This is a genomic window from Rossellomorea sp. GCM10028870 (assembly GCF_042666755.1).
Taxonomy (GTDB): domain Bacteria; phylum Bacillota; class Bacilli; order Bacillales; family Bacillaceae_B; genus Rossellomorea.
In genome coordinates this window covers 1,915,756-1,935,671 of sequence record NZ_JBHTGN010000001.1, presented here as the reverse complement: position 1 = coordinate 1,935,671, position 19,916 = coordinate 1,915,756, and the positions used below count along the sequence as shown (strand labels likewise).

Sequence of the window (19,916 nt, the reverse complement as noted above, 5' to 3'; positions counted from 1 at the left end):
CTAAATTACAAAATTGGTCAAAAGGTCATATTGAGGGGTGTATTCATGGCGATCGACCGAAAGAAACAGGTTTTGGAGGCTGCGACAAATTCGTTTTCATTGTTTGGGTATAAAGCCACCACAATGGATCAAGTGGCAAAATTAGCGAATGTGGGAAAAGGAACGATTTATACGTTTTTCAAAAATAAGGAAGAACTGTTTGATGAAATTGTATCATCGCTAATCATTGAAATGAAACGGGAAGCGGAAGAAGTGATTGATCCGCAGGACACCTTTTCAGAAAATGTTCATCGTGCATTGTTCCGCATGCTTGAATTCAGGAAAGAGCATAAGCTGACCATCAAGCTTTATCAAGAAGCCCGGGAAATGGGAACTCCTGCTGTATCAGAAGTCATTGATCGCATGGAGAAAGCGGTCATTGAATTCTTGAGTCAACGAATTGAAAAAGCGATTGCCTCAGAAGCGATTAAGCCATGTAATCCTGAAATGACCGCCTTTGTAATGTTAAAGATGTACGTTTCACTTATTTTTGATTGGGAACGTGCACATGGTCCACTTGATAAAGATGAAATTGCCAATCTCTTTGAACTATATTTAATTAAAGGGTTATCGAATCGATAGTCCTTCATTTTTGGCAGTAAATGACTAAATGAATGAAATAGTCATTTATTTTTACACCAAAATGACCAGTTGGGATAATTGGTCATTAATTCAATTCCAGAAAAATAATAGGAGGATAAATATGAAAAATTCATTTATTGGTTCAGAATTCAAAGCGATTTTTCGTAATAAAAAGTTGCTCATTCCAATACTAGCAGTGCTCTTTATTCCTGTTCTATACAGTGGCATGTTTCTATGGGCGTTTTGGGATCCATATGAACAGCTTACTGACTTACCGGTTGCGGTTGTAAATAGCGACCAGGGAGCAGAGTTTGACGGAAAGGAATTGCATATCGGGGATGAACTGGTTGATAAACTGAAGGATAGTGAGCAATTCGACTTTCACTTTGTCGATAAGGATGAAGGATACAAAAATTTAGAGAAGCAGGATTATTACATGCTTGTTGAGATTCCGGAGGATTTCTCTGAAAACGGAACAACGTTACTAGAAGATAACCCTAAAAAGCTTTCTCTGAAATATGTTCCGAACGAGAGCTTTAACTTCCTGTCAGCCCAAATTGGTGACACAGCGATGAAAGAGATCAAGGCAAGTCTTTCGAAGTCTGTCTCTGAAACATATGCTGAGACGATGTTTGATAAAATCAAAGAAATGGGAGACGGCTACCAGACGGCCAGTGACAAAGCTGGCGAAATCAATAATGGTGCCATCGATTTATCTCAGGGTGCCAATAAGTTAAAGGATAATTTAGCCGTCTTAGCAGAAAAGAATGTTGAGATGAATGACGGTGTGGCGAAAACGAGGGCAGGTGCTGAGAAACTGGCAAAAGGTTCTCAGGAACTATCTGACGGAGTCGGAGTCATGACGGATAAATCCCAACAACTATATAAAGGAACACAGGATGTCCAGTCAGGTATTGATGCCCTTGCAGCCGGAATCGATAAAAGCAAGGCTGGATTGGAGCAGGTGGATGCAGGTCTAAATAGCGCAGTGGACAATACAGCAAAACTGCACGCCGGATCTCAAAACCTTGCAGAAAAAATCGGTGCTCTCCAGGGTGGAGCGGATAATGCGAAAGCAGGCGCTCAAGCAATTGGAGCAGGGGCTACAAAGCTTGAAGAACAACTGGCACCATTTATGGGCAGCCTTCCGGAAGATAAACAGGCAGAATTACAGGCTGCCATCGATCAGATCAAGCAGGGGGCGACCGGTCTTCAAACAGGTACAGGTGCATTAAGTAAGGGAGCAGGGGACCTTAAAAACGGGGCCGATGACCTTACTGGCGCTATTGAGAAACTGAATCTGGGCCAAATGGAGCTTCATGCCGGAGTCGGCCAATTAGTAGACGGATCTGCCCAACTGGATGAAGGATCCAACCAGCTTCAAGCAGGTCAGGGGGAAGTTGTGAAAAACTTTGCCTTATTAAATGATAAGCTCGGTGAAGTATATCAAGGAACAGTAAGCGTTGCTTCAGGAGCAAGCGAACTAAGTTCAGGTCTAAATAAAGTATACAATGGTTCCACTCAATTAACTGATGGTTCTAAGAAACTTGCCGATGGTTCAACGGAATTAGCAGAGGGTTCAACGAAACTATCTGATGGAACAACAGAATATGAAACAAAATTAAAAGATGCAGCAAATGAAGCAAACAGTGTCAAAGCGGATGGCGATACGTATGATATGATGGCTGGTCCAGTCGATGTGAAAAATGAGAAAATCAATCATGTTCCAAACTACGGAACAGGGTTTGCACCATATTTCTTATCTCTTGGACTATTCGTAGGGGCTTTATTAATCTCCATAGTATATCCACTGAGAGAACCGTCTGATCGCCCATCAAGCGGAATGAGTTGGTTCTTTGGTAAATTCGCTGTCCTTACTTCAGTCGGGATCATCCAATCACTGATTGCAGCAGCCATTTTACTCCTGGGATTGGGTCTTGAAGTGGAAAGTGTACCATTATTCTTACTTTCTACTATTATTACAAGCCTTACATTCTTGGCATTGATTCAGATGCTGGTGACGATCCTTGGTGATCCGGGACGATTTGTAGCGATCATCATCTTGATTCTGCAACTAACGACGAGTGCAGGTACATTCCCACTGGAATTAATTCCGACTGCTCTGCAGCCAATCAGTGCATTGTTACCGATGACATATTCAGTGTCAGCATTCAAAGCGGTCATCTCAAGCGGAGACTTTGCCTTCATGTGGCAGAACCTCTTTATCCTGCTGGGTTACTTCATTGTGTTTGTCGCAATGACATCAGTATTCTTTGTAGGACTATTCAAGAAACAATATACGAAAACAGTAGAAGCATAAGGGAAAAAACGGGAGATGCCACACAAATCTCCCGTTTTTTCTTCATAAAATGGACAAACCATCCGTAACCATAAGAGTGTATACTTATTGGTGAGAAGTACATAATGGTGAGACACTTAAAAAAGAAGATTGTTTAAAGGAGAGTTTGGGATGAAGAAGGTAAGCTTGTTTGTTCTGGTAGCCTTTCTGGCGTTGTTTATTGCTGCCTGCGGTAATTCAAATGAGGATAACGGAGAAAAAGAAGATAAGAAATTGGAAGCGATTGATGCAAAGTTAGACGTGCCTGAAAAGGGAGAAAAGGGAGAAACCATTTCTCTTTCCACTAAAGTCACTCAAGGTGAGGACAATGTAGAGGACGCCGGTGAAGTCAAATATGAGATTTGGAAAAATGACCATAAAGAAGAAAGTGAAATGATCGAAGCAAAACATGATAAAGATGGTGTATACAAAGCAGAAAAAACATTCGAAGAAGACGGCATGTATACTGTGCAGGTCCATGTAACAGCCCGTGATATGCACACCATGCCGAAAGCTGAAATTGCGATTGGTGAAGTGGAGGCAGGGGAACATGGAGTGGAAAGCGAAGACGGTCACCATGGCCATCACGAAAGTAATGTATCCATCCACTTAAACAAACCTGATACGATTACAATGAATCAAGAAGCGGAAATGAACGTACATGTAGAAAATGAAGAAGCAGCACTTGAAAAAGCAGAAGTGCGTCTGGAAATTTACAAAGAGGGTCAGGAAAAACACGAATGGGTGGATTTAACAGAGGGTGAAGCTGGTAAGTATAATGGTTCGTATGCTTTCCCGGAAACGGGGACGTATAATGTACAGGTTCACGTGACCAAAGGTGAGGAAATTCACGAACACACAATGCAAACTGTGGAAGTACAATAAACATAAAAAGGATGCTCTTCACTTTGAAGAGCATCCTTTTTATTACCCCTTATTCTTCAATATTAATACTCGTAGTCAGTCGTACATTTTTCGCAATAAATGCCGTAGCATTCATGCTGCTCCTCAATTGTATCTCCACATTGTGCACAAGACTTAGGCGGCAAATTTCGAAAGAACTCCACAATATTTTTTACCATGTTAATCACCCTCCGTAAATTTTTTCACCCATCAATTGTTTGTGTTATATAACTGATGTGTTAATTTATTTTATTGTATTATAACAGTATGTATTTCGTCAACGATTAATTCAAAAATAGGCGAAAAAAATGAAAAAATAGGCACAATGAAGTATAGTAGGGGTACATACTAAAGTGAAAGGATGTTCAAATTTGAAGCTAACCGTTATTGGACAATGGGGCGGCTATCCGAAGGCAGGAGAAGCGAGCACCGGGTATTTACTCCAGCATAAAGACTTTAAACTGCTTATTGACTGTGGCAGTGGTGTACTATCCCATCTGCAACATCACGTAGAGGCTACCGATTTAGATGCGGTCCTTCTGTCCCACTATCATCCAGATCATGTAGCAGATATAGGTGTACTACAACACGCTTTGTTGATTCAATTCTTCCTGGGGAAAAATAAAGGAACATTACCTGTATTTGCCCATAGGGAGGACCAACGGGGTTACGATACGATTACATATAAAGATTTAATGAAAGCCCATGAATATAAGGAGGATACATCATTATCGATTGGTCCTTTCACGGTGAGGTTTGTGAAAACCAAGCATCCCGTGCCGTGCTACGGAATGAGAATCGAAGCCGATGGGAAATCCTTGTTCTATACAGCAGATTCCGCCTTTAAAGAAGAATTCGTTTCATTCGGGCAGGGTGCTGACGTGCTTCTGTGTGAATGTAATTTTTATGGAGAAATGGATGCCTCTAACGCTGGTCATATGACGAGTCTTGACGCCGGGAATCTTGCTAAGAAAACGAATGCCGGAAAGCTCATACTGACACATTTACCTCATTTCGGCGAACTGGACCAATTGGTAACGGAAGCGAAAACCATGTATGACGGCGAGGTACTATTAGCGAAAAAAGATATGGAAATAGATATTTAGGAGGAAGAAAGATGTTATTTATCGATAATAAAGGAATTACAGATCCCAGGATCAATCTTGCAATAGAAGAATATGCACTGAAGAACTTAGATATTAATGAGAGTTACTTATTGTTTTATATCAATGAACCTTCCATCATCATCGGGAAGAACCAAAATACGATTGAAGAGATCAATACAGACTATGTGGAGAAGCAGGGTCTCCATGTCGTTCGCCGCCTTTCCGGCGGGGGAGCGGTTTATCATGACTTAGGGAATCTGAACTTCAGCTTTATCACGAAAGATGACGGAGAGAGCTTCCACAACTTCAAAAAATTCACCGAGCCTGTTGTAACAGCCCTTCATAAGCTGGGGGTAAAGGCGGAGCTTAGCGGACGTAACGATATAATCGCAGAAGGCAGAAAGATCTCCGGTAACGCACAGTTCTCCACTAAGGGCCGGATGTTCAGCCACGGAACGCTGCTGTTCGATTCCGAAATGGAAAACGTCGTGTCGGCTCTACGGGTGAAAAAGGACAAGATTGAATCAAAAGGGATCAAATCGATTCGAAGCCGTGTGGCCAACATTTCTGAATTCCTGTCAGAAAAAATGACCATCGAACAATTTCGTTCAACCCTTCTGGATTATATTTTCGACGGAAGCGACGTAGAAGAATATGTCCTGACGGAAGAAGACTGGAAGAAGATCCATGAGCTTTCAAAAGAGCGCTATCAGAACTGGGATTGGAACTACGGTAAATCACCGAAATTCAATCTCCAGCATTCCCACCGCTTCCCGGTCGGATCCATTGACGTCCGTCTGGAAGTGAACAAAGGGAAAATTGATAACTGTAAAATTTTCGGTGATTTCTTCGGAGTCGGGAATGTTGATGACATCGAAGAAAAACTAACAGGCACCCGCTACGAACGAAAAGACATTGCCAGGGCTTTGGAAGGTGTTGATATTCAACACTATTTCGGGAATGTGACGAAGGATGAATTTGTGGATTTGGTGTACTAATAATTAATAACTCTCCTTTTAAAAGGAGGGTTTTTTTGGTTTTAAAAAAAAACTACAAAAAGTATCAGATTTTTCAAAAAATACTTTTAGTATTTCACATTATGAAATTATCATAAGTTTTATCTTTTAAAAAGCTTTAGTATGGAGTCAGATTAAGAAATGAGGAGGTGGCATGTAAAATGGATATTCGCGATTTAAGAAGTTGTTTTGGTAAGTTTGCCACGGGAGTAACGGTTGTGACTTGGAAAGGTGATAACAATCAGAATCATGGAATTACGGTAAATTCGTTTACGTCTGTTTCTTTGGATCCTCCATTAGTGTTGGTATCTATTGATAAAAAAGCCAAAGCCTACGAAAGAATGAAAGATAAGCCTTTTGTTATTAATATATTGGCAGCCGGTCAGGAAGCAGTGGCATGGCAATTTGCCGGAAAAGAACAACAAGGATTGCAAATCGAATGGGAAGATACCGAATGTGGTCCTCTTATTAAAGGTTCACTAGCTACAATTGAATGCAATCCCTGGAAGGAATATGAAGGCGGGGATCATGTTCTATTTGTGGGTGAAGTTCAGAATTACCATTACGAAGAGGGTAATAGTTTAGTCTTTTTCCAAGGTAAGTTTTTAGAAACCAATTCAATCGAAAACTACGTGAAAAAGTAGTAGTAAAGGGGGATGTTTAAATGACAATTCGTACTGGGGCTCAGTATATAGAAGGTTTGAAAGCACGTCAACCAGAGGTCTGGCTAGGAGGAAAGAAAGTAGAGAACGTTTATGAAGAAGAAGTATTCCGCCAGCCAATCCATGAAATTGCAAATCTCTACGATATTCAAAATGATCCAAAAATCAAAGAGGAAATCACCTACATATGTGAAGAAACAGGTGAGCGATATTCTCACGCATTTAAAGTTCCAAAATCGTATGAAGATTTAAAGGCAAGAAGCAAGCTTTTTGAAGTTTGGGCTAAAGCAACCTTTGGGCTTATGGGAAGAACACCCGACTTTCTTAATGTAACGATTACTGCAATGGCCAGCAATAAGTGGTTTCTAGAACAATATAATCCGGAATGGGCAAAGAATATGGTGAACTACTACGAATATATTCGGACCAACGACTTATTCTTGACTCATGCCATTATTAATCCTCAAAATGACCGCAGTAAAGCTTCTCATGAGCAGGAAAAAGAGTTTACACATCTAGGGGTTGTTGAAGAAAGACCTGATGGTTTTATCGTAAGAGGAGCCAAGATGTTAGCCACACTAGCTCCAATAACTGATGAAGTGATCATTTATTCATTCCCAGGGTTTCAGCCAGGCGATGAAAAGCATGCCATTGCTTTTGCTTTGCCTATAGATACACCGGGGCTGCGAATTATTTGTAGAGAGCCGATGCAAGATGGAAAACGATCTGTGTTAGACCATCCACTCGCATCCAGATATGAAGAAATGGATGCCTTACTTGTCTTTAATGATGTATTTGTGCCAAGTGACCGTATTTTTATCAATCAAAATATTGAAGCTGCTAATCTTTTATATCCAAAGACTGGAATTGGCCAGCAGCCTGCTCACCAATCAGGGGTAAGAGGGTTAGTAAAACTGCAATTTGCTTCTGAAGTAGCAGCAAGGGTGGCAGATTCCATTGGTGTGGACGGATATTTAAACGTTCAAACACAATTAGGGGAGCTTATGCAGTCTGTTGAAGCAGTGCGCGCCCTGTTAAGAGTGGCAGAATATGAATTTGAAACGACGTCCAGCGGTGAAGTGAGACCGGCCGGTACCCCTCTTGAGACCATTCGCGGAATGTTGCCTAAGCTATATCCTCGCGCCATTGAAGTGATGCAAACTGTCGGTGCTGGTGGATTATTGATGTCACCAACATTCGCTGATTTTGAACAACCTGAACTTAGGGAAGATGCTCAGAAATATTATGTAGGACGTGAAGGGGTAACTTCAGAAGAACGGGTTCGATTATTTAAACTTGCTTGGGATTTATGTGGTGAAGCATTTGGACAGAGGTTACTGCAATATGAACGTTATTATTCAGGAGATCCTCTAAGAAGACTGGGTCGTTTCTATGCAGGATTTAAACGGAATCACTCTTTTGAAATGGTTGACGAGGCATTAAAGGGATCAAAAGACCTTCAAGGACAACCGACTCCATAAATGTAAGCGCTTTATTTTAATTGGATGGAAGCAGGTAATTCAACAAGATTTGTCAAAGTTCTTAAATTGGTGCTGTTGGCCAATAGTAGGATGAGGGGGATAATAAGTGATTTCTTCTGTGAAAAAGATTTCCAAAATTCTGAATTGCTTTACCAATGACGAACCGGCACTAGGCAACAATGAAATTGCCGAAAGACTAGGGATGAATCCAAGTACTGTCCATCATTTAGTGCGTACTCTCTGTGAAGAGGGAATGCTGATTCAAGATAGCCGAAAAAAATACCGATTAGGCTGGAAGCTATTAGAATGGAGCAATCACGTTATGTATCAGCAGGATATTTATAGCGAGGCAACACCATTCTGTGAGAGTCTTATACGAAAATTTCACGGTACCGTCCATATTGGTATGTTCGATACAGGAGAAGTTCGATTCGTGTTAAAGGTGAAATCTAAAACATCACTTCCAGTACCCACATATGTCGGGGCAACGAAACCGGCTTATTGTACGAGTACGGGAAAGATTTTGTTGGCTTATAACCCTTCGTTAATTAAACCTACGATTGCCAAGGGGCTTTTACAACGTGCACCTAACACAATTACCTGTATTTCAAAATTAAAAGAGGAATTAAAGCAAATAAAAGCCCAAGGTTTTGCGATTAGCAATAATGAGAATGAACTGGGGCTATATGGTATAGCGGCACCTATTCGATCATATACGGGTCAAACGATCGCTGCGCTTAATATGGTTGGACCGATCTCATATATGAATGGCAGCAATCGTAATGAAATGATTAGAAGTGTGGTAAATACAGCTGAAAAAATCTCAAAAGATATCGGCTATATAAGCAGTGTATTGTAACAACTAAAATCATTCAGGAGGTTATTAAATGACGACTCAATCAAAATCATTTTTAAAAACAAGGGTTCTGGATTTATTAAAAACAATTGAAGATAACAAAGATCTATTGAAGCCGCCTGTGAACAATAAAGTGCTTTGGGAAGACTCTGAATTTATTGCCATGCTACTTGGAGGTCCCAATAAACGTCGTGATTTCCATGTGGATCCATCTGATGAATTCTTCTATCAAATTAAAGGCAATGCATACGTAGAATGCATTAATGATGAAGGGAAACGTGAAGTGGTAACTGTAGGCGAAGGTGAGATATTTATGCTGCCGGCAAATGTACCCCACTCTCCTCATAGAGTAGCAGATTCATATGGAATTGTTTTAGAAAGAAAAAGGGATCAGGGAGAACTTGAAAGCTTTGTATGGTTCTGTGATAAATGTGACCATGAAATGCACCGGGCGACTGTTCAACTGACAAATATAGAAACTCAGGTGAAAGAAGCGATAGAACATTTTAATTCAAGTGAAGATCTGCGTATATGTGAAAATTGTGGGTATAAAATGCCCCCTGAAGCTGAGGAATGGAAATGAGAGTAGATTTTCATACCCATATCATTCCGAAGGACCTTCCGGATTTTGCTGAAAAATACGGAGGGAAATGGCCGGTTCTTCATCAAACATGTGCGTGTGGAGCTAATATTTTAGTAGAAGGAAAGATATTTAGAGAAGTGACCGATCAAGTGTGGAGTCCAAAAAAGAGAATTCAGGATATGGATAGAGAAGGTGTAGACATTCAGGTGCTATCTCCCATTCCCGTCACGTTCTCTTACTGGGCAAATAAGAATGCAGCACTTGAAATGGCACGGATTCAAAATGACTTTATTTCAAAAACCGTTCAAGAGTATCCTTCCCGTTTTGTAGGATTAGGGACTGTGCCCATGCAGGATGCAGCAACAGCAGTAGCTGAAATGGATCGTTGCATTAATGAATTAAATTTATATGGAATTGAAATAGGTACAAATGTAAATGGTGAAAATTTAGATGCACCTGAATTCCTGGAGTTTTTTGAGATGGCCGAAAAATGGAATGTACCTTTATTTATTCATCCGTGGGAGACGATGGCTAAGGATCGAACACCACGACATAACTTTATGTATACCATCGGAATGCCGAGTGAGACAGCTCTTGCCGCTGCCAGTCTTGTTTGGAGCGGTGTGATAGAGAGATTTCCTGATTTAAAAATTTGTTTTGCCCATGGTGGAGGGTCATTCCCGTACATCTTACCAAGATTGGATCAAGGGTGGAAAGTATGGCCGCAATTACGATTAACAACGCATCCACCTAGTCATTATGTGAAGAATTTCTATTTTGACTCCTTAAACTATGATTCTTTAAATGTGAACTACCTAATTGATCGATTTGGTCATGAGAAAGTAATGATGGGGTCCGATTATCCATTTTTATTAAGAGAGGTTCCACCAGGAAGAGTAATAGATGGAATGAACGAATTAACAGACGTTCAAAGACGAATGATCTTAGGTGAAAATGCGTTGAAATTCTTAAATATAAAGGAGTTAAAATCTGACTATGGAACAAAAACTAATGACACCAGAGGAGAAACTTCAAAGTCTGGGACTTAAGCTTTCTCCTGTACGCCCTGTTGTGGGGAATTATGTTAGTAGAGTTCGTGTTGGCAACCTGATTTTCACTTCTGGTCAAGGAGTCGATGAGTATCGTGGAAAGATTGGCACTGACTTTGATGTACAGGAAGGTTATCTGGCTGCACGTCAATCCATGATGAATCTATTAAACGTGTTGAAGGATGAACTTGGAGAACTTTCTAGAGTTAAGAGGATCGTGAAAATGTTAGGATTTGTCAATTGCACAGAGAATTTTACGGAACAGCCAAAAGTAATGAATGGTGCGTCTGATTTATTAGTAGAGGTTTTTGGTGAAAAGGGCAAGCACGCCAGGTCAGCTGTGGGGATGGCACAATTACCTGGAGGAACAGCCATTGAAATAGAAATGATTGTAGAATTTGAAGACCCATTAACTTAAATGAAATGAAAAAAGGTGACATGTTTGTCACCTTTTTTCAAAAACAATAACGTGTGAATAGTAGCGGGGGGGACTTTCAGTGCATTTAAAAGAAAAATCCAATCAGAAAGTTAGACCAATAGATTGCAGACATTTCATTAATGGTGAATATAGAGATTCATTTGATATGAAAACCTTCGAAAATATGAATCCAGCTACAGAGGAAATAATGGGAAGGGTATCGGAAGGTGGGAAGAAGGAAGTAGATGAAGCTGTAAAAGCGGCAAAAACCGCTTTAAAGGGACCTTGGAAAACCTTCACTTCAAGCAAACGTTCTGCCGTTTTAAGACGTATTGGCGACCTGATTCTTGAACGTAAAGAAGAATTAGCTGCACTTGAATCAATGGATACGGGAAAACCATATCAAATGGCACTTGAAATTGATATTCCTAGAGCTGCCTATAACTTTCATTTCTTTGCCGACTACTTGACCTCTATGGGAACAGAGGCATATCAGCAAGATCAACAAGCCCTTCATTACTCCATTCGCCGGCCGGTTGGTGTAGTGGGGATGATCAATCCTTGGAATCTGCCATTATTACTTCTTACGTGGAAGATGGCACCTTGTCTTGCAGCTGGAAATACAGCAGTTATGAAGCCTGCTGAGTGGACTCCCATGACAGCTACGGTACTGGCAGAAATATGTAAAGATGCAGGAGTACCAGACGGGGTAGTGAATCTTGTTCATGGTTTTGGACCTGGCTCGGCAGGGGCTGCCATTACCGAACATCCTGACGTTGATGCTGTTACGTTCACAGGGGAAACCAAGACAGGAACCGCAATCATGAAAGCCGCTGCCCCATCTTTAAAGAAACTATCATATGAACTTGGTGGAAAAAACCCTAACATCATCTTTGCAGACTCCGACCTGGATGAAGTGATCGAGACGACACTTAAATCAAGTTTTATGAATCAAGGGGAAGTATGTCTGTGTGGTTCCAGAATTTATGTTGAAAGTTCGATGTATGAATCCTTTTTAGAGAAGTTCGTTGCCAGAACAAAAGAGCTCACTGTAGGTGATCCATTCCATGATGAAACTAAAGTTGGCGCAGTAATAAGTAAAGAACACTATAATCGAGTGTTGGGCTACATACAATCAGCCAGAGATGAAGGCGGAACCATCCTCGCCGGGGGAGGTAGACTCCAGGAAGAAGACAAAGGGTATTTTATCATGCCGACAATCATTGTTGGCCTTGATAAGGATGCAACATGTGTACGCGAAGAAATATTTGGGCCAGTGGTGACGGTACTGCCTTTTGAAACGGAAGATGAAGTCATTGAACAAGCAAACGATACTCATTATGGATTAGGAACGACGATTTGGACAAATGATTTAAGAAGAGCCCATCGAGTAGCTCACCAAATAGAAGCAGGAATCATTTGGGTGAACACCTGGTATTTGCGAGATCTGCGCACTCCATTTGGAGGAATGAAACAAAGCGGTATTGGCAGAGAGGGAGGCATGCATAGTTTCGAATTTTATAGTGAGCTTTCCAATATCACGATTAAATTATAGGAAAGGTGGGCTGATCATGTTAGAGAAAATGATGAGTGAAGAGATCAAGAACTTTTCAAATCAACTTATAGAAGCTGAGAGAAATAGAGAGGGGAGTAAACCTTTAACAGAATTAAAACCATCCATCACCATTCAAGAAGCCTATCACGTCCAACTGAAAACGATCGCAAGGAAAGTCGAAACGGGTGCGACCATAGTGGGCAAAAAAATTGGTCTCACGTCCATCGCCATGCAGGAACTACTTGGTGTCGATGAACCAGATTATGGACACCTTCTTGATGAAATGGCCATTGAGAACAATGGAACAGTGTTGAAGACTCAAGTTCTTCAACCTAGAGTGGAGGGGGAAATCGCCTTTGTCCTTAAAGAAGAATTGCGAGGTCCAAACGTAACTGTAGAAGATGTATTGAAGGCTACAGATTATGTATTACCCGCATTAGAAATTGTTGATAGCAGAATTACAGATTGGAAGATTAAATTACAAGACACGATTGCCGATAATGCTTCATCAGGGTTATTTGTATTAGGGGATCGACCAGTATCAATAGAGGACGTCGATTTAAAAGAAGTAGGGATGAACTTCTATCGTAATGGTGAACTGATGAATACGGGGAAGGGTTCAGCAGCACTAGGAGATCCAGCATATTGTGTAGCGTGGCTTGCCAATAAACTGCATGAGTTTAATTTGACTCTGGAACCTGGGGAGTTGATCTTATCAGGAGCTTTATCAGCAGCTGTATACGCACACCCCGGTGATGGGTTCTCTGCCGTGTTTGATGGTCTAGGACAGGTTTCATGTACGTTTGAAAGGTAAGGAGGAAAAGAAATGAAAACGAAAGTTGCCATAATCGGGTCTGGGAATATAGGTACAGATTTAATGAAGAAATTGCTTCGTTCAGATGTATTGGAATTAACGGCAATGATTGGTATTGACTCAAATTCAGAAGGATTAAGAATGGCACAGGAACATGGTCTTTCAACATTTTCAAATGGGTTGGATGGGTTCTTAGAAAAACATGAATTGGCAGATGTTTTATTTGATGCAACATCTGCAAAAGCCCATCGTCATCATGCTGAAGTATTAAAAAATCTCGGTAAGAAAGTGATTGATCTTACACCTGCTGCCATCGGCCCCTTTGTTGTTCCACCTGTAAACTTACACGAGTATCTACATGAACAAAATGTAAATATGATCACTTGTGGAGGGCAAGCGACCATTCCGATCGTGCACAGTATAAATTCAGTAGCTGAAGTGGAGTATGCAGAAATTGTTGCCACCATTTCCAGTAGAAGTGCCGGTCCGGGCACAAGAGCTAATATTGATGAATTTACAGTAACAACAGCCAAAGGTCTTGAAGTGATTGGAGGAGCTGAAAATGGAAAAGCGATTATCATTCTTAATCCAGCTGAACCTCCAATCTTAATGAGGGACACGGTTTATTGTTTAGTGAAAGGAAATGTGAATCAAAAAGAGATTACTCAATCTATCAAAAACATGGTAAATAGAGTGAGTGAATATGTTCCTGGATATCGCCTTCGAACCGATCCTATTTTTGAAGACAATAAAGTGACGGTTTTCCTTGAAGTGGAGGGCTCTGGTGACTACTTACCGAGTTATGCCGGAAACCTGGATATCATGACTTCATCTGCAGTGAAAGTAGGGGAAGAACTAGCTAAATATGTAATGACTCAGCGGGCATAATACTTCACCTCGAGTAAATGAGAAAGGAGAATGAGTGTGACAAATCGGGATATTACTGTGACAGAGGTAGCTTTAAGAGACGGAAGTCATGCTATCGGTCACAGCTATACAGTGGATCAAGTAATAAATGTAGCAAAAGCCTTAGATGAAGCAAATATTCCTTACATTGAAGTCTCCCATGGAGATGGATTAGGGGGTTCCTCCCTGCAATACGGGCTTTCAAAAACAAATGAATTTGATTTGATTTCAGCTGCTGTCTCGGTATGCAGACAAGCAAAGATAGGGATTCTGCTCTTACCTGGAATAGGAACGGTTAAAGAATTGAAAAAGGCAGAGCAAGCAGGTGCTAGGCTCGCTCGTATTGCTACTCATGTGACAGAAGCTGATGTATCAAAGCAACATATCCAAACGGCGAAAGAATTGGGTATGGAAACGGTCGGTTTCTTGATGATGGCTCACATGGCACCCATGGACAAATTGATACAGCAGGCGAAATTAATGGAAAGCTATGGAGCGGATACCATTTATATTGTAGATTCTGCAGGGGCCATGCTTCCTCATGAAGTAAGGGAAAGAGTGAAAGTATTAAAGCAAAGCATCCATGCAAATATTGGATTTCATGCCCATAACAATCTTTCACTGGCAATGGCCAATACTCTTGCAGCGATAGAAGAAGGAGCAACCTGGGTCGATGGGAGTGTCCGGTGTTTAGGTGCAGGTGCTGGAAATACACAAACAGAAGTCTTGATCTCGATACTGGCTCGCATGAACATTGAGACTGGGATCGATCATTATAAAATGATGGATCTGGCAGAGGATATTGTTGCACCGATTTTAGAAAAACCACAAGAAATTACAAAAGGGAGTTTAATTCTGGGTTATGCAGGTGTCTATTCTAGCTTCTTACTTCATGCACAAAAAGCGGCCAGGAAATTCAATGTTGATCCAAGAGATATTTTAGTGGAATTAGGCAGAAGGGGTGTCGTAGGGGGACAAGAAGATATGATTGTCGACGTCGCCAGCGAATTATCAAAGAAAGCTACTGTAAGGTAGAAAGGAGCCAAAAATGGAGACTAAAACACAGAACTTAATAGAATTAGCGAAAACCATTGATTTTCATCAGGTAAAAGGAATTGAAATGGATAAGATTACACTGGCTTATCCCAACTTAACGGTTGAAGAATCCTATGAAATTCAGAAATTATGGGAACAATGTGCCCTTCAAAGGGGAGATCATAAAATTGGATGGAAAATGGGGTTAACGAGTATCGCTAAACAACAATCGGTTGGTGTGAATGAACCAATTTATGGGAGACTAACTCAATCAATGGAGATCAATCAAGATTCTCTCTCTCTTCAAGGATTGATCCATCCCAGAGTAGAACCAGAAATTGCATTTGTAATGAAGAAAGCTTTAAAGGGAAGCCACTTAACACCTCGTGATGTTTGGAGTGCTACAGAATTTATCATGCCTGCAGTTGAGGTTATTGATAGCCGGTATAAAAATTTCTCTTTCACTTTAGTGGATGTTGTGGCAGATAATGCCTCTTCTTCTCGTTTTATACTGAGTGATCAAGCATATTCCCCTTTGAACCATTCACTTGGAAATCTGGAAGTTTCCATGTTTAGAAATGGAGAAAAAGTCCAATCTGGTCTGGGTTCTGCTGTTTTAGGCCACCCCGTCAAATCCATTATTGAATTAGCCAAAATGTTGGATCGAGATGGCCTTGGAATCGAAGCAGGGATGGTTATTTTAACGGGAGGAATAACCGAAGCAATTAATATTTATGATGGTGACTCTTTAAAGGTTGATTTTGGCCCACTTGGATTCATTGGTTTTAATGCGTGTAATGGGAAGGATGTATAAAGGTGCCGATTGCTCATCTTCATATTCTCGAAGGCAGGAGTCCCGAAGTAAAAGAAGAGCTTGTAAAATCTCTTACTCTTTCAATTTGTGAATGTTTACAAACAAAACCAGAACAAGTAAGAATTTTAATAAATGAAGTTCCAAATGGAAATTGGTCTGTTGGTGGAACGTTGAAAGAATAGTAAGTATTTAAGGTTTTTATTTGTTGGAGGTGCTTATGGTGCAAACACTTCATGGTCAGTCATTAACATTGCCTCAGTCCATTATAACAATTGGGGCATTTGACGGTGTACACAAAGGACATCAATCTGTGATTACTCATGTCGTACATGAAAGCAGAAAAAGAAGTATTCCAAGCGTAGTGTATACGTTTGATCCACCACCTCGTACTTATTTCAAAGGAGCTAAAATGCTTACCACCCTAGATGAGAAGTTGGAACGTATAGAGTCCCTGGGTGTTGATTATGCCGTTATAGCCAGTTTCAATAAAGAGTATCTTAAACAATCTTCTTCCCAATTTATAAATACTCTAATGAGTTTCCACCCGGAAGAAATATTTGTTGGGAACGATTTTAGATTTGGTAATGGCAGGGAAGGTAATGTGAAAACGCTCAGACAATTTTTTAAGGTGAGCATGTTGAATCCTGTTTGTTGCGAGAAAGGAACAGTAATTTCCTCAACAAGAATAAGAAAGCTTATCGAGCAAGGGGAAAATTTTGAAGCTAGTAATCTGTTAGGTGTACATCTGCAACGTTAGAGAAAGCATTCATTGAATTTTCAATATTTGAAAACGCTTTAATAATGAATGAGGGGGAAATGAACGTGAAAAGTTTGAGAAAATGGGGATTAAACTTGTTGAGTCTTCTTCTTGTATTAGGTGTATTGAGTGCTTGCGGTTCCGGAGAATCAGAAAAAAGCAGTGGATCTGAAGATAATAAGGGCAAAACTTATACCTTTAAATTAGCTCATATTACACCACCGAGTCATATGTGGCATAAAGGGGCAGAAAAATTTAAAGAAGAGCTCGAAAAGAGATCAGAAGGTCGTATGAAAGTAGAAATTTATCCATCAAGTCAGTTGGGAACGGAAGCAGATATGGTAGAACAAATCGCTGCTGGCTCAGTCGATTTTGGTCTGATAACAGCTGCATATATGAGCTCAAGAGAACCTTCATTTGCTGCGTGGTTTACTCCTTATGCGTTTGAAGATTTAAATGCGGCAAATGAAGCAAGAGATTCAGAGGTAGCAAAGAAAATTCTCAATACGATCGATAAGCAAGGTTTAGTCGGCCTGGACTATTTATTCGCCGGACAACGTGTGATGTTGTTTAAAGATAAAGAAGTGAAGGACCCATCAGATATGAAGGGGTTAAAACTGCGTGTTACACCTAGTCCACCGATGCAGGATTTCTATCATTTCTCTGGCGCTTCTACCGAGGGGCTTCCATTACCGGAAGTATATTCAGCCGTTCAAACAGGTGTAATTGATGGAATGGACATGGATTTGGATGCAGCCATCACCAATAAATATCATGAAGTAGTTAAATATGGAGCGGTGACTAATCACATGGTTTGGCCTGCGGTGGCGATGATGAATAAAGGAACATTCGAAGGACTGTCTGAAGAAGACCAGAAAATTGTCCGTGAATCCATGGCGGCAGCCGCAGATTTCGCAGCCACTACAAGAGCTGGACAAGAGGAAGAATTTAAACAGACTCTAAAAGATGAAGGTATGAAAATCTACGAGCTTGATTCTAAAGTATTTAAAGAACAGATGAAACAGTATGATGAGAAATATGGTCCGACAGATCCACTTATTCAAGAGTTTATTGATACCTTCCGTAAATAATAGATTAGCAATAGGGGGTAAAAATCATGAGAGCGATAAGTAACGGCATTTCTTCTATAGAAAAGATACTATCAATGATCCTGATGTTTTCGATGGCCGTTATCGTAACGTTAGCAGTCGGTTTTCGTTATATCCTTAATTCCCCATTATCATGGGCAGGAGAAGTTTCTATATTTCTCCTAATTTGGATTAGTTTTATAGGAGGGAGCTTGGGGCTGAAGTATAAGTCCCAAGCCTCCGTCACAATCGTATTAGAATATGTCTCTTCAAAAGTTAAAAGGATCATTCTTATTTTAGGGCATATGATAATGCTCGTTTTTCTCGTTCTCTTAATCTATTACAGCACTAGTTGGATTTTATCACCTAGTGTTGCCTATCAAAAATCCACAGCCATGTTAATACCAATGTGGATTCCTTATTCTGCAGTGCCATTGGGTCTTTCATTTGCAGGTATCCATGTATTATCTAACCTCTTTGATTTGGTAAGGGAGGGTAAGTAATTGACAATATTAGTGGTCTTTTGTTTCTTTATCCTCCTCTTTATGTCTGTACCTATCTCCCTTGTATTGGGAATCACAACCGTACTCTATTTCCTAGTAGTAGGAAACGTAACACTTTTGTCCTCTACTCCCATGAGGCTTTACTCAGGATTGGATAATTTCGGTTTATTGGCTATTCCTTTATTTATGCTGGCTGGAGAGTTAATGAATGGTGGTGGTATCACCACAAGATTAGTAAAGTTTGCAAGAGTCTTAATCGGTCATGTCAGGGGTGGTCTCGCGTATGTCACGATTATTGCTAACATGTTTTTAGCTTCCATACTGGGATCAGCTAATGCTCAGGCTGCCATGATGAGTAAAGTCATGGTTCCCGAAATGGAAAAAGAAGGTTATGATAGAGAGTTTTCGTCAGCATTAACATTAGCCTCTTCTATAGTAGCCCCCATCATTCCGCCCAGCATGATCTTTATCATCTATGGAACTCTATCTGGTACTTCGATTGGTGGTTTGTTCATGGCGGGAATCATTCCAGGTATCATGTATGGAATCGGTTTTATCAGCTTGATTGCCTTCCTTGGATATAAATATAATTTTAAGAAGTCGAAAAGAGCTTCTGCTAAAGAAATTATGACGAGTTCTTTCAGTGTACTCCCGGCATTACTTGTTCCGTTTATTATTATATTTGGTATATTAAGTGGAGCATTCACAGCTACGGAGTCTGCTGCTATCGCCTCTCTGGTAGCCTTTATTGTGGGAATGTTATTCTACAGGGAATTAAAGTGGAGAAAAATCCCTGGTATTTTAGTGAATACGGTGACGGCAACAGCGACGGTTACTTTTTTAATTGCAATGGCCAATATCTTTGGCTGGATGGTAGCATTTGAACAAATCCCTCAAGCGATCGTAACGCAAATGACATCCTTGTCTGATAACCCATTTGTATTCCTGTTATTGGTGAATATACTATTGCTATTACTAGGCGCGGTACTGGATGGAATTGCGGCTTTAATCATATTAGTCCCAGTCTTTATGCCGCTGATCACTGCATTTGAAATCGACCCGATTCATTTTGGCGTTATCATATGTATCAACCTGACTATAGGCCTTCTCACACCACCTGTTGGGACCGGTTTATTCATTGTTTCCTCGATTGCAGATGTGAAATTTGAAAGACTGGTTAAGGCAACCATGCCATTTCTCATGATGGGAATCTTCATTTTATTTATCATCACCTACTGGGAAGGGGCAGTGATGTGGATTCCGAATAAACTTGGGCTATAGGTAATTATGAATAAATTTGAATTGAAGGGCAGCTTTCTCTAAAAGATCGCTGCCCTGTTTGGTTTTGTAGGAAAATCCTACCAATCAAAATATAGGACTAAATATTTATGTACCGTTATGAATATTTATT

At 40.5% G+C, this 19,916-nt stretch carries 22 protein-coding genes; 21 read left to right on the top strand and 1 reads right to left on the bottom strand.

Annotation, left to right across the window (positions count from 1 at the left end):
* Positions 1-45: 45 nt before the first annotated feature.
* From ACFQWC_RS09935 to ACFQWC_RS09925, 3 genes are all read left to right on the top strand, one after another.
* On the top strand, positions 46-621 hold the full coding sequence (locus ACFQWC_RS09935; RefSeq protein WP_299740036.1) for a TetR/AcrR family transcriptional regulator: 576 nt from the start codon (positions 46-48) through the stop codon (positions 619-621).
* A 121-nt stretch (positions 622-742) separates the two neighbouring features.
* Positions 743-2,941, top strand: a complete 2,199-nt coding sequence (locus tag ACFQWC_RS09930) for a YhgE/Pip domain-containing protein (RefSeq protein ID WP_299740038.1) — start codon at positions 743-745, stop codon at positions 2,939-2,941.
* Positions 2,942-3,091: 150 nt separating this feature from the next.
* A complete protein-coding gene (locus ACFQWC_RS09925) occupies positions 3,092-3,844 on the top strand; it encodes a FixH family protein (RefSeq protein WP_299740040.1) in 753 nt (250 codons plus the stop codon).
* A gap of 62 nt (positions 3,845-3,906) precedes the next feature.
* Here ACFQWC_RS09925 and yhfH read toward each other — a convergent pair whose 3' ends face one another.
* A complete protein-coding gene (gene yhfH, locus ACFQWC_RS09920; protein ID WP_079533738.1) occupies positions 3,907-4,041 on the bottom strand; it encodes a protein YhfH in 135 nt (44 codons plus the stop codon).
* Between the two features lie 192 nt (positions 4,042-4,233).
* Between yhfH and ACFQWC_RS09915 the strand changes: the two genes are divergently transcribed.
* From ACFQWC_RS09915 to ACFQWC_RS09830, 18 genes are all read left to right on the top strand, one after another.
* Positions 4,234-4,968 (top strand): MBL fold metallo-hydrolase, encoded by a 735-nt coding sequence (locus tag ACFQWC_RS09915; RefSeq protein WP_299740050.1) that lies wholly within the window; start codon positions 4,234-4,236, stop codon positions 4,966-4,968.
* A gap of 11 nt (positions 4,969-4,979) precedes the next feature.
* Complete coding sequence (lplA, locus tag ACFQWC_RS09910) at positions 4,980-5,966, top strand: lipoate--protein ligase (protein WP_341357759.1); 987 nt, start codon at positions 4,980-4,982, stop codon at positions 5,964-5,966.
* A 179-nt stretch (positions 5,967-6,145) separates the two neighbouring features.
* Entirely contained in the window at positions 6,146-6,628 is a 483-nt protein-coding gene (locus ACFQWC_RS09905) for a flavin reductase family protein (protein ID WP_341357760.1), read from the top strand.
* A 20-nt stretch (positions 6,629-6,648) separates the two neighbouring features.
* A complete protein-coding gene (locus ACFQWC_RS09900) occupies positions 6,649-8,127 on the top strand; it encodes a 4-hydroxyphenylacetate 3-hydroxylase family protein (RefSeq protein WP_341357761.1) in 1,479 nt (492 codons plus the stop codon).
* Positions 8,128-8,233: 106 nt separating this feature from the next.
* Positions 8,234-8,986, top strand: coding sequence for an IclR family transcriptional regulator (locus tag ACFQWC_RS09895; protein ID WP_377107061.1), 753 nt, complete (start codon positions 8,234-8,236; stop codon positions 8,984-8,986).
* Between the two features lie 28 nt (positions 8,987-9,014).
* Positions 9,015-9,566 carry a 3-hydroxyanthranilate 3,4-dioxygenase gene (locus ACFQWC_RS09890; RefSeq protein WP_377107059.1) on the top strand — a complete coding sequence of 184 codons (552 nt, stop codon included), beginning with the start codon at positions 9,015-9,017 and terminating at the stop codon, positions 9,564-9,566.
* Entirely contained in the window at positions 9,557-10,615 is a 1,059-nt protein-coding gene (locus ACFQWC_RS09885; RefSeq protein ID WP_377107057.1) for an amidohydrolase family protein, read from the top strand. Before ACFQWC_RS09890 ends, ACFQWC_RS09885 begins: the two co-directional genes overlap by 10 nt.
* A complete protein-coding gene (locus ACFQWC_RS09880) occupies positions 10,563-11,033 on the top strand; it encodes a RidA family protein (protein ID WP_341357765.1) in 471 nt (156 codons plus the stop codon). The genes ACFQWC_RS09885 and ACFQWC_RS09880 overlap by 53 nt, the downstream gene beginning before the upstream one ends.
* 79 nt (positions 11,034-11,112) lie before the next feature.
* On the top strand, positions 11,113-12,588 hold the full coding sequence (locus ACFQWC_RS09875; RefSeq protein ID WP_341357766.1) for an aldehyde dehydrogenase: 1,476 nt from the start codon (positions 11,113-11,115) through the stop codon (positions 12,586-12,588).
* A gap of 16 nt (positions 12,589-12,604) precedes the next feature.
* Positions 12,605-13,402 (top strand): 2-keto-4-pentenoate hydratase, encoded by a 798-nt coding sequence (locus ACFQWC_RS09870; protein WP_377107054.1) that lies wholly within the window; start codon positions 12,605-12,607, stop codon positions 13,400-13,402.
* A 12-nt stretch (positions 13,403-13,414) separates the two neighbouring features.
* Positions 13,415-14,290, top strand: a complete 876-nt coding sequence (locus ACFQWC_RS09865; protein ID WP_341357767.1) for an acetaldehyde dehydrogenase (acetylating) — start codon at positions 13,415-13,417, stop codon at positions 14,288-14,290.
* Positions 14,291-14,326: 36 nt separating this feature from the next.
* Positions 14,327-15,343, top strand: coding sequence for a 4-hydroxy-2-oxovalerate aldolase (gene dmpG / locus ACFQWC_RS09860; protein WP_341357768.1), 1,017 nt, complete (start codon positions 14,327-14,329; stop codon positions 15,341-15,343).
* Positions 15,344-15,356: 13 nt separating this feature from the next.
* The gene (locus tag ACFQWC_RS09855) at positions 15,357-16,157 is read left to right on the top strand and encodes a 2-keto-4-pentenoate hydratase (RefSeq protein WP_341357769.1); all 801 of its coding nucleotides are present in this window, start codon (positions 15,357-15,359) and stop codon (positions 16,155-16,157) included.
* A 2-nt stretch (positions 16,158-16,159) separates the two neighbouring features.
* Positions 16,160-16,339 carry a tautomerase family protein gene (locus tag ACFQWC_RS09850; protein ID WP_341357770.1) on the top strand — a complete coding sequence of 60 codons (180 nt, stop codon included), beginning with the start codon at positions 16,160-16,162 and terminating at the stop codon, positions 16,337-16,339.
* Positions 16,340-16,374: 35 nt separating this feature from the next.
* A complete protein-coding gene (locus ACFQWC_RS09845) occupies positions 16,375-16,914 on the top strand; it encodes an FAD synthetase family protein (protein ID WP_341357771.1) in 540 nt (179 codons plus the stop codon).
* 65 nt (positions 16,915-16,979) lie between these two features.
* On the top strand, positions 16,980-18,005 hold the full coding sequence (locus ACFQWC_RS09840) for a TRAP transporter substrate-binding protein (protein ID WP_377107050.1): 1,026 nt from the start codon (positions 16,980-16,982) through the stop codon (positions 18,003-18,005).
* 26 nt (positions 18,006-18,031) lie between these two features.
* Complete coding sequence (locus ACFQWC_RS09835; RefSeq protein WP_341357773.1) at positions 18,032-18,505, top strand: TRAP transporter small permease; 474 nt, start codon at positions 18,032-18,034, stop codon at positions 18,503-18,505.
* The gene (locus ACFQWC_RS09830) at positions 18,506-19,786 is read left to right on the top strand and encodes a TRAP transporter large permease (protein ID WP_377107048.1); all 1,281 of its coding nucleotides are present in this window, start codon (positions 18,506-18,508) and stop codon (positions 19,784-19,786) included.
* The last annotated feature ends 130 nt before the right edge of the window (positions 19,787-19,916 follow it).

Excerpts from the sequence above, each read along its gene's own strand:
- ACFQWC_RS09885 (WP_377107057.1), top strand. The coding sequence starts at position 9,557 with ATGGAAATGAGAGTAGATTTTCATACCCATATCATTCCGAAGGACCTT.
- ACFQWC_RS09890 (WP_377107059.1), top strand. The coding sequence starts at position 9,015 with ATGACGACTCAATCAAAATCATTTTTAAAAACAAGGGTTCTGGATTTA.
- ACFQWC_RS09935 (WP_299740036.1), top strand. The coding sequence starts at position 46 with ATGGCGATCGACCGAAAGAAACAGGTTTTGGAGGCTGCGACAAATTCG.
- ACFQWC_RS09845 (WP_341357771.1), top strand. The coding sequence starts at position 16,375 with ATGGTGCAAACACTTCATGGTCAGTCATTAACATTGCCTCAGTCCATT.
- ACFQWC_RS09930 (WP_299740038.1), top strand. The coding sequence starts at position 743 with ATGAAAAATTCATTTATTGGTTCAGAATTCAAAGCGATTTTTCGTAAT.
- ACFQWC_RS09855 (WP_341357769.1), top strand. The coding sequence starts at position 15,357 with ATGGAGACTAAAACACAGAACTTAATAGAATTAGCGAAAACCATTGAT.
- ACFQWC_RS09870 (WP_377107054.1), top strand. The coding sequence starts at position 12,605 with ATGTTAGAGAAAATGATGAGTGAAGAGATCAAGAACTTTTCAAATCAA.
- ACFQWC_RS09925 (WP_299740040.1), top strand. The coding sequence starts at position 3,092 with ATGAAGAAGGTAAGCTTGTTTGTTCTGGTAGCCTTTCTGGCGTTGTTT.
- ACFQWC_RS09905 (WP_341357760.1), top strand. The coding sequence starts at position 6,146 with ATGGATATTCGCGATTTAAGAAGTTGTTTTGGTAAGTTTGCCACGGGA.
- yhfH (WP_079533738.1), bottom strand. The coding sequence starts at position 4,041 with ATGGTAAAAAATATTGTGGAGTTCTTTCGAAATTTGCCGCCTAAGTCT.
- ACFQWC_RS09865 (WP_341357767.1), top strand. The coding sequence starts at position 13,415 with ATGAAAACGAAAGTTGCCATAATCGGGTCTGGGAATATAGGTACAGAT.
- ACFQWC_RS09900 (WP_341357761.1), top strand. The coding sequence starts at position 6,649 with ATGACAATTCGTACTGGGGCTCAGTATATAGAAGGTTTGAAAGCACGT.
- ACFQWC_RS09880 (WP_341357765.1), top strand. The coding sequence starts at position 10,563 with ATGGAACAAAAACTAATGACACCAGAGGAGAAACTTCAAAGTCTGGGA.
- ACFQWC_RS09835 (WP_341357773.1), top strand. The coding sequence starts at position 18,032 with ATGAGAGCGATAAGTAACGGCATTTCTTCTATAGAAAAGATACTATCA.
- lplA (WP_341357759.1), top strand. The coding sequence starts at position 4,980 with ATGTTATTTATCGATAATAAAGGAATTACAGATCCCAGGATCAATCTT.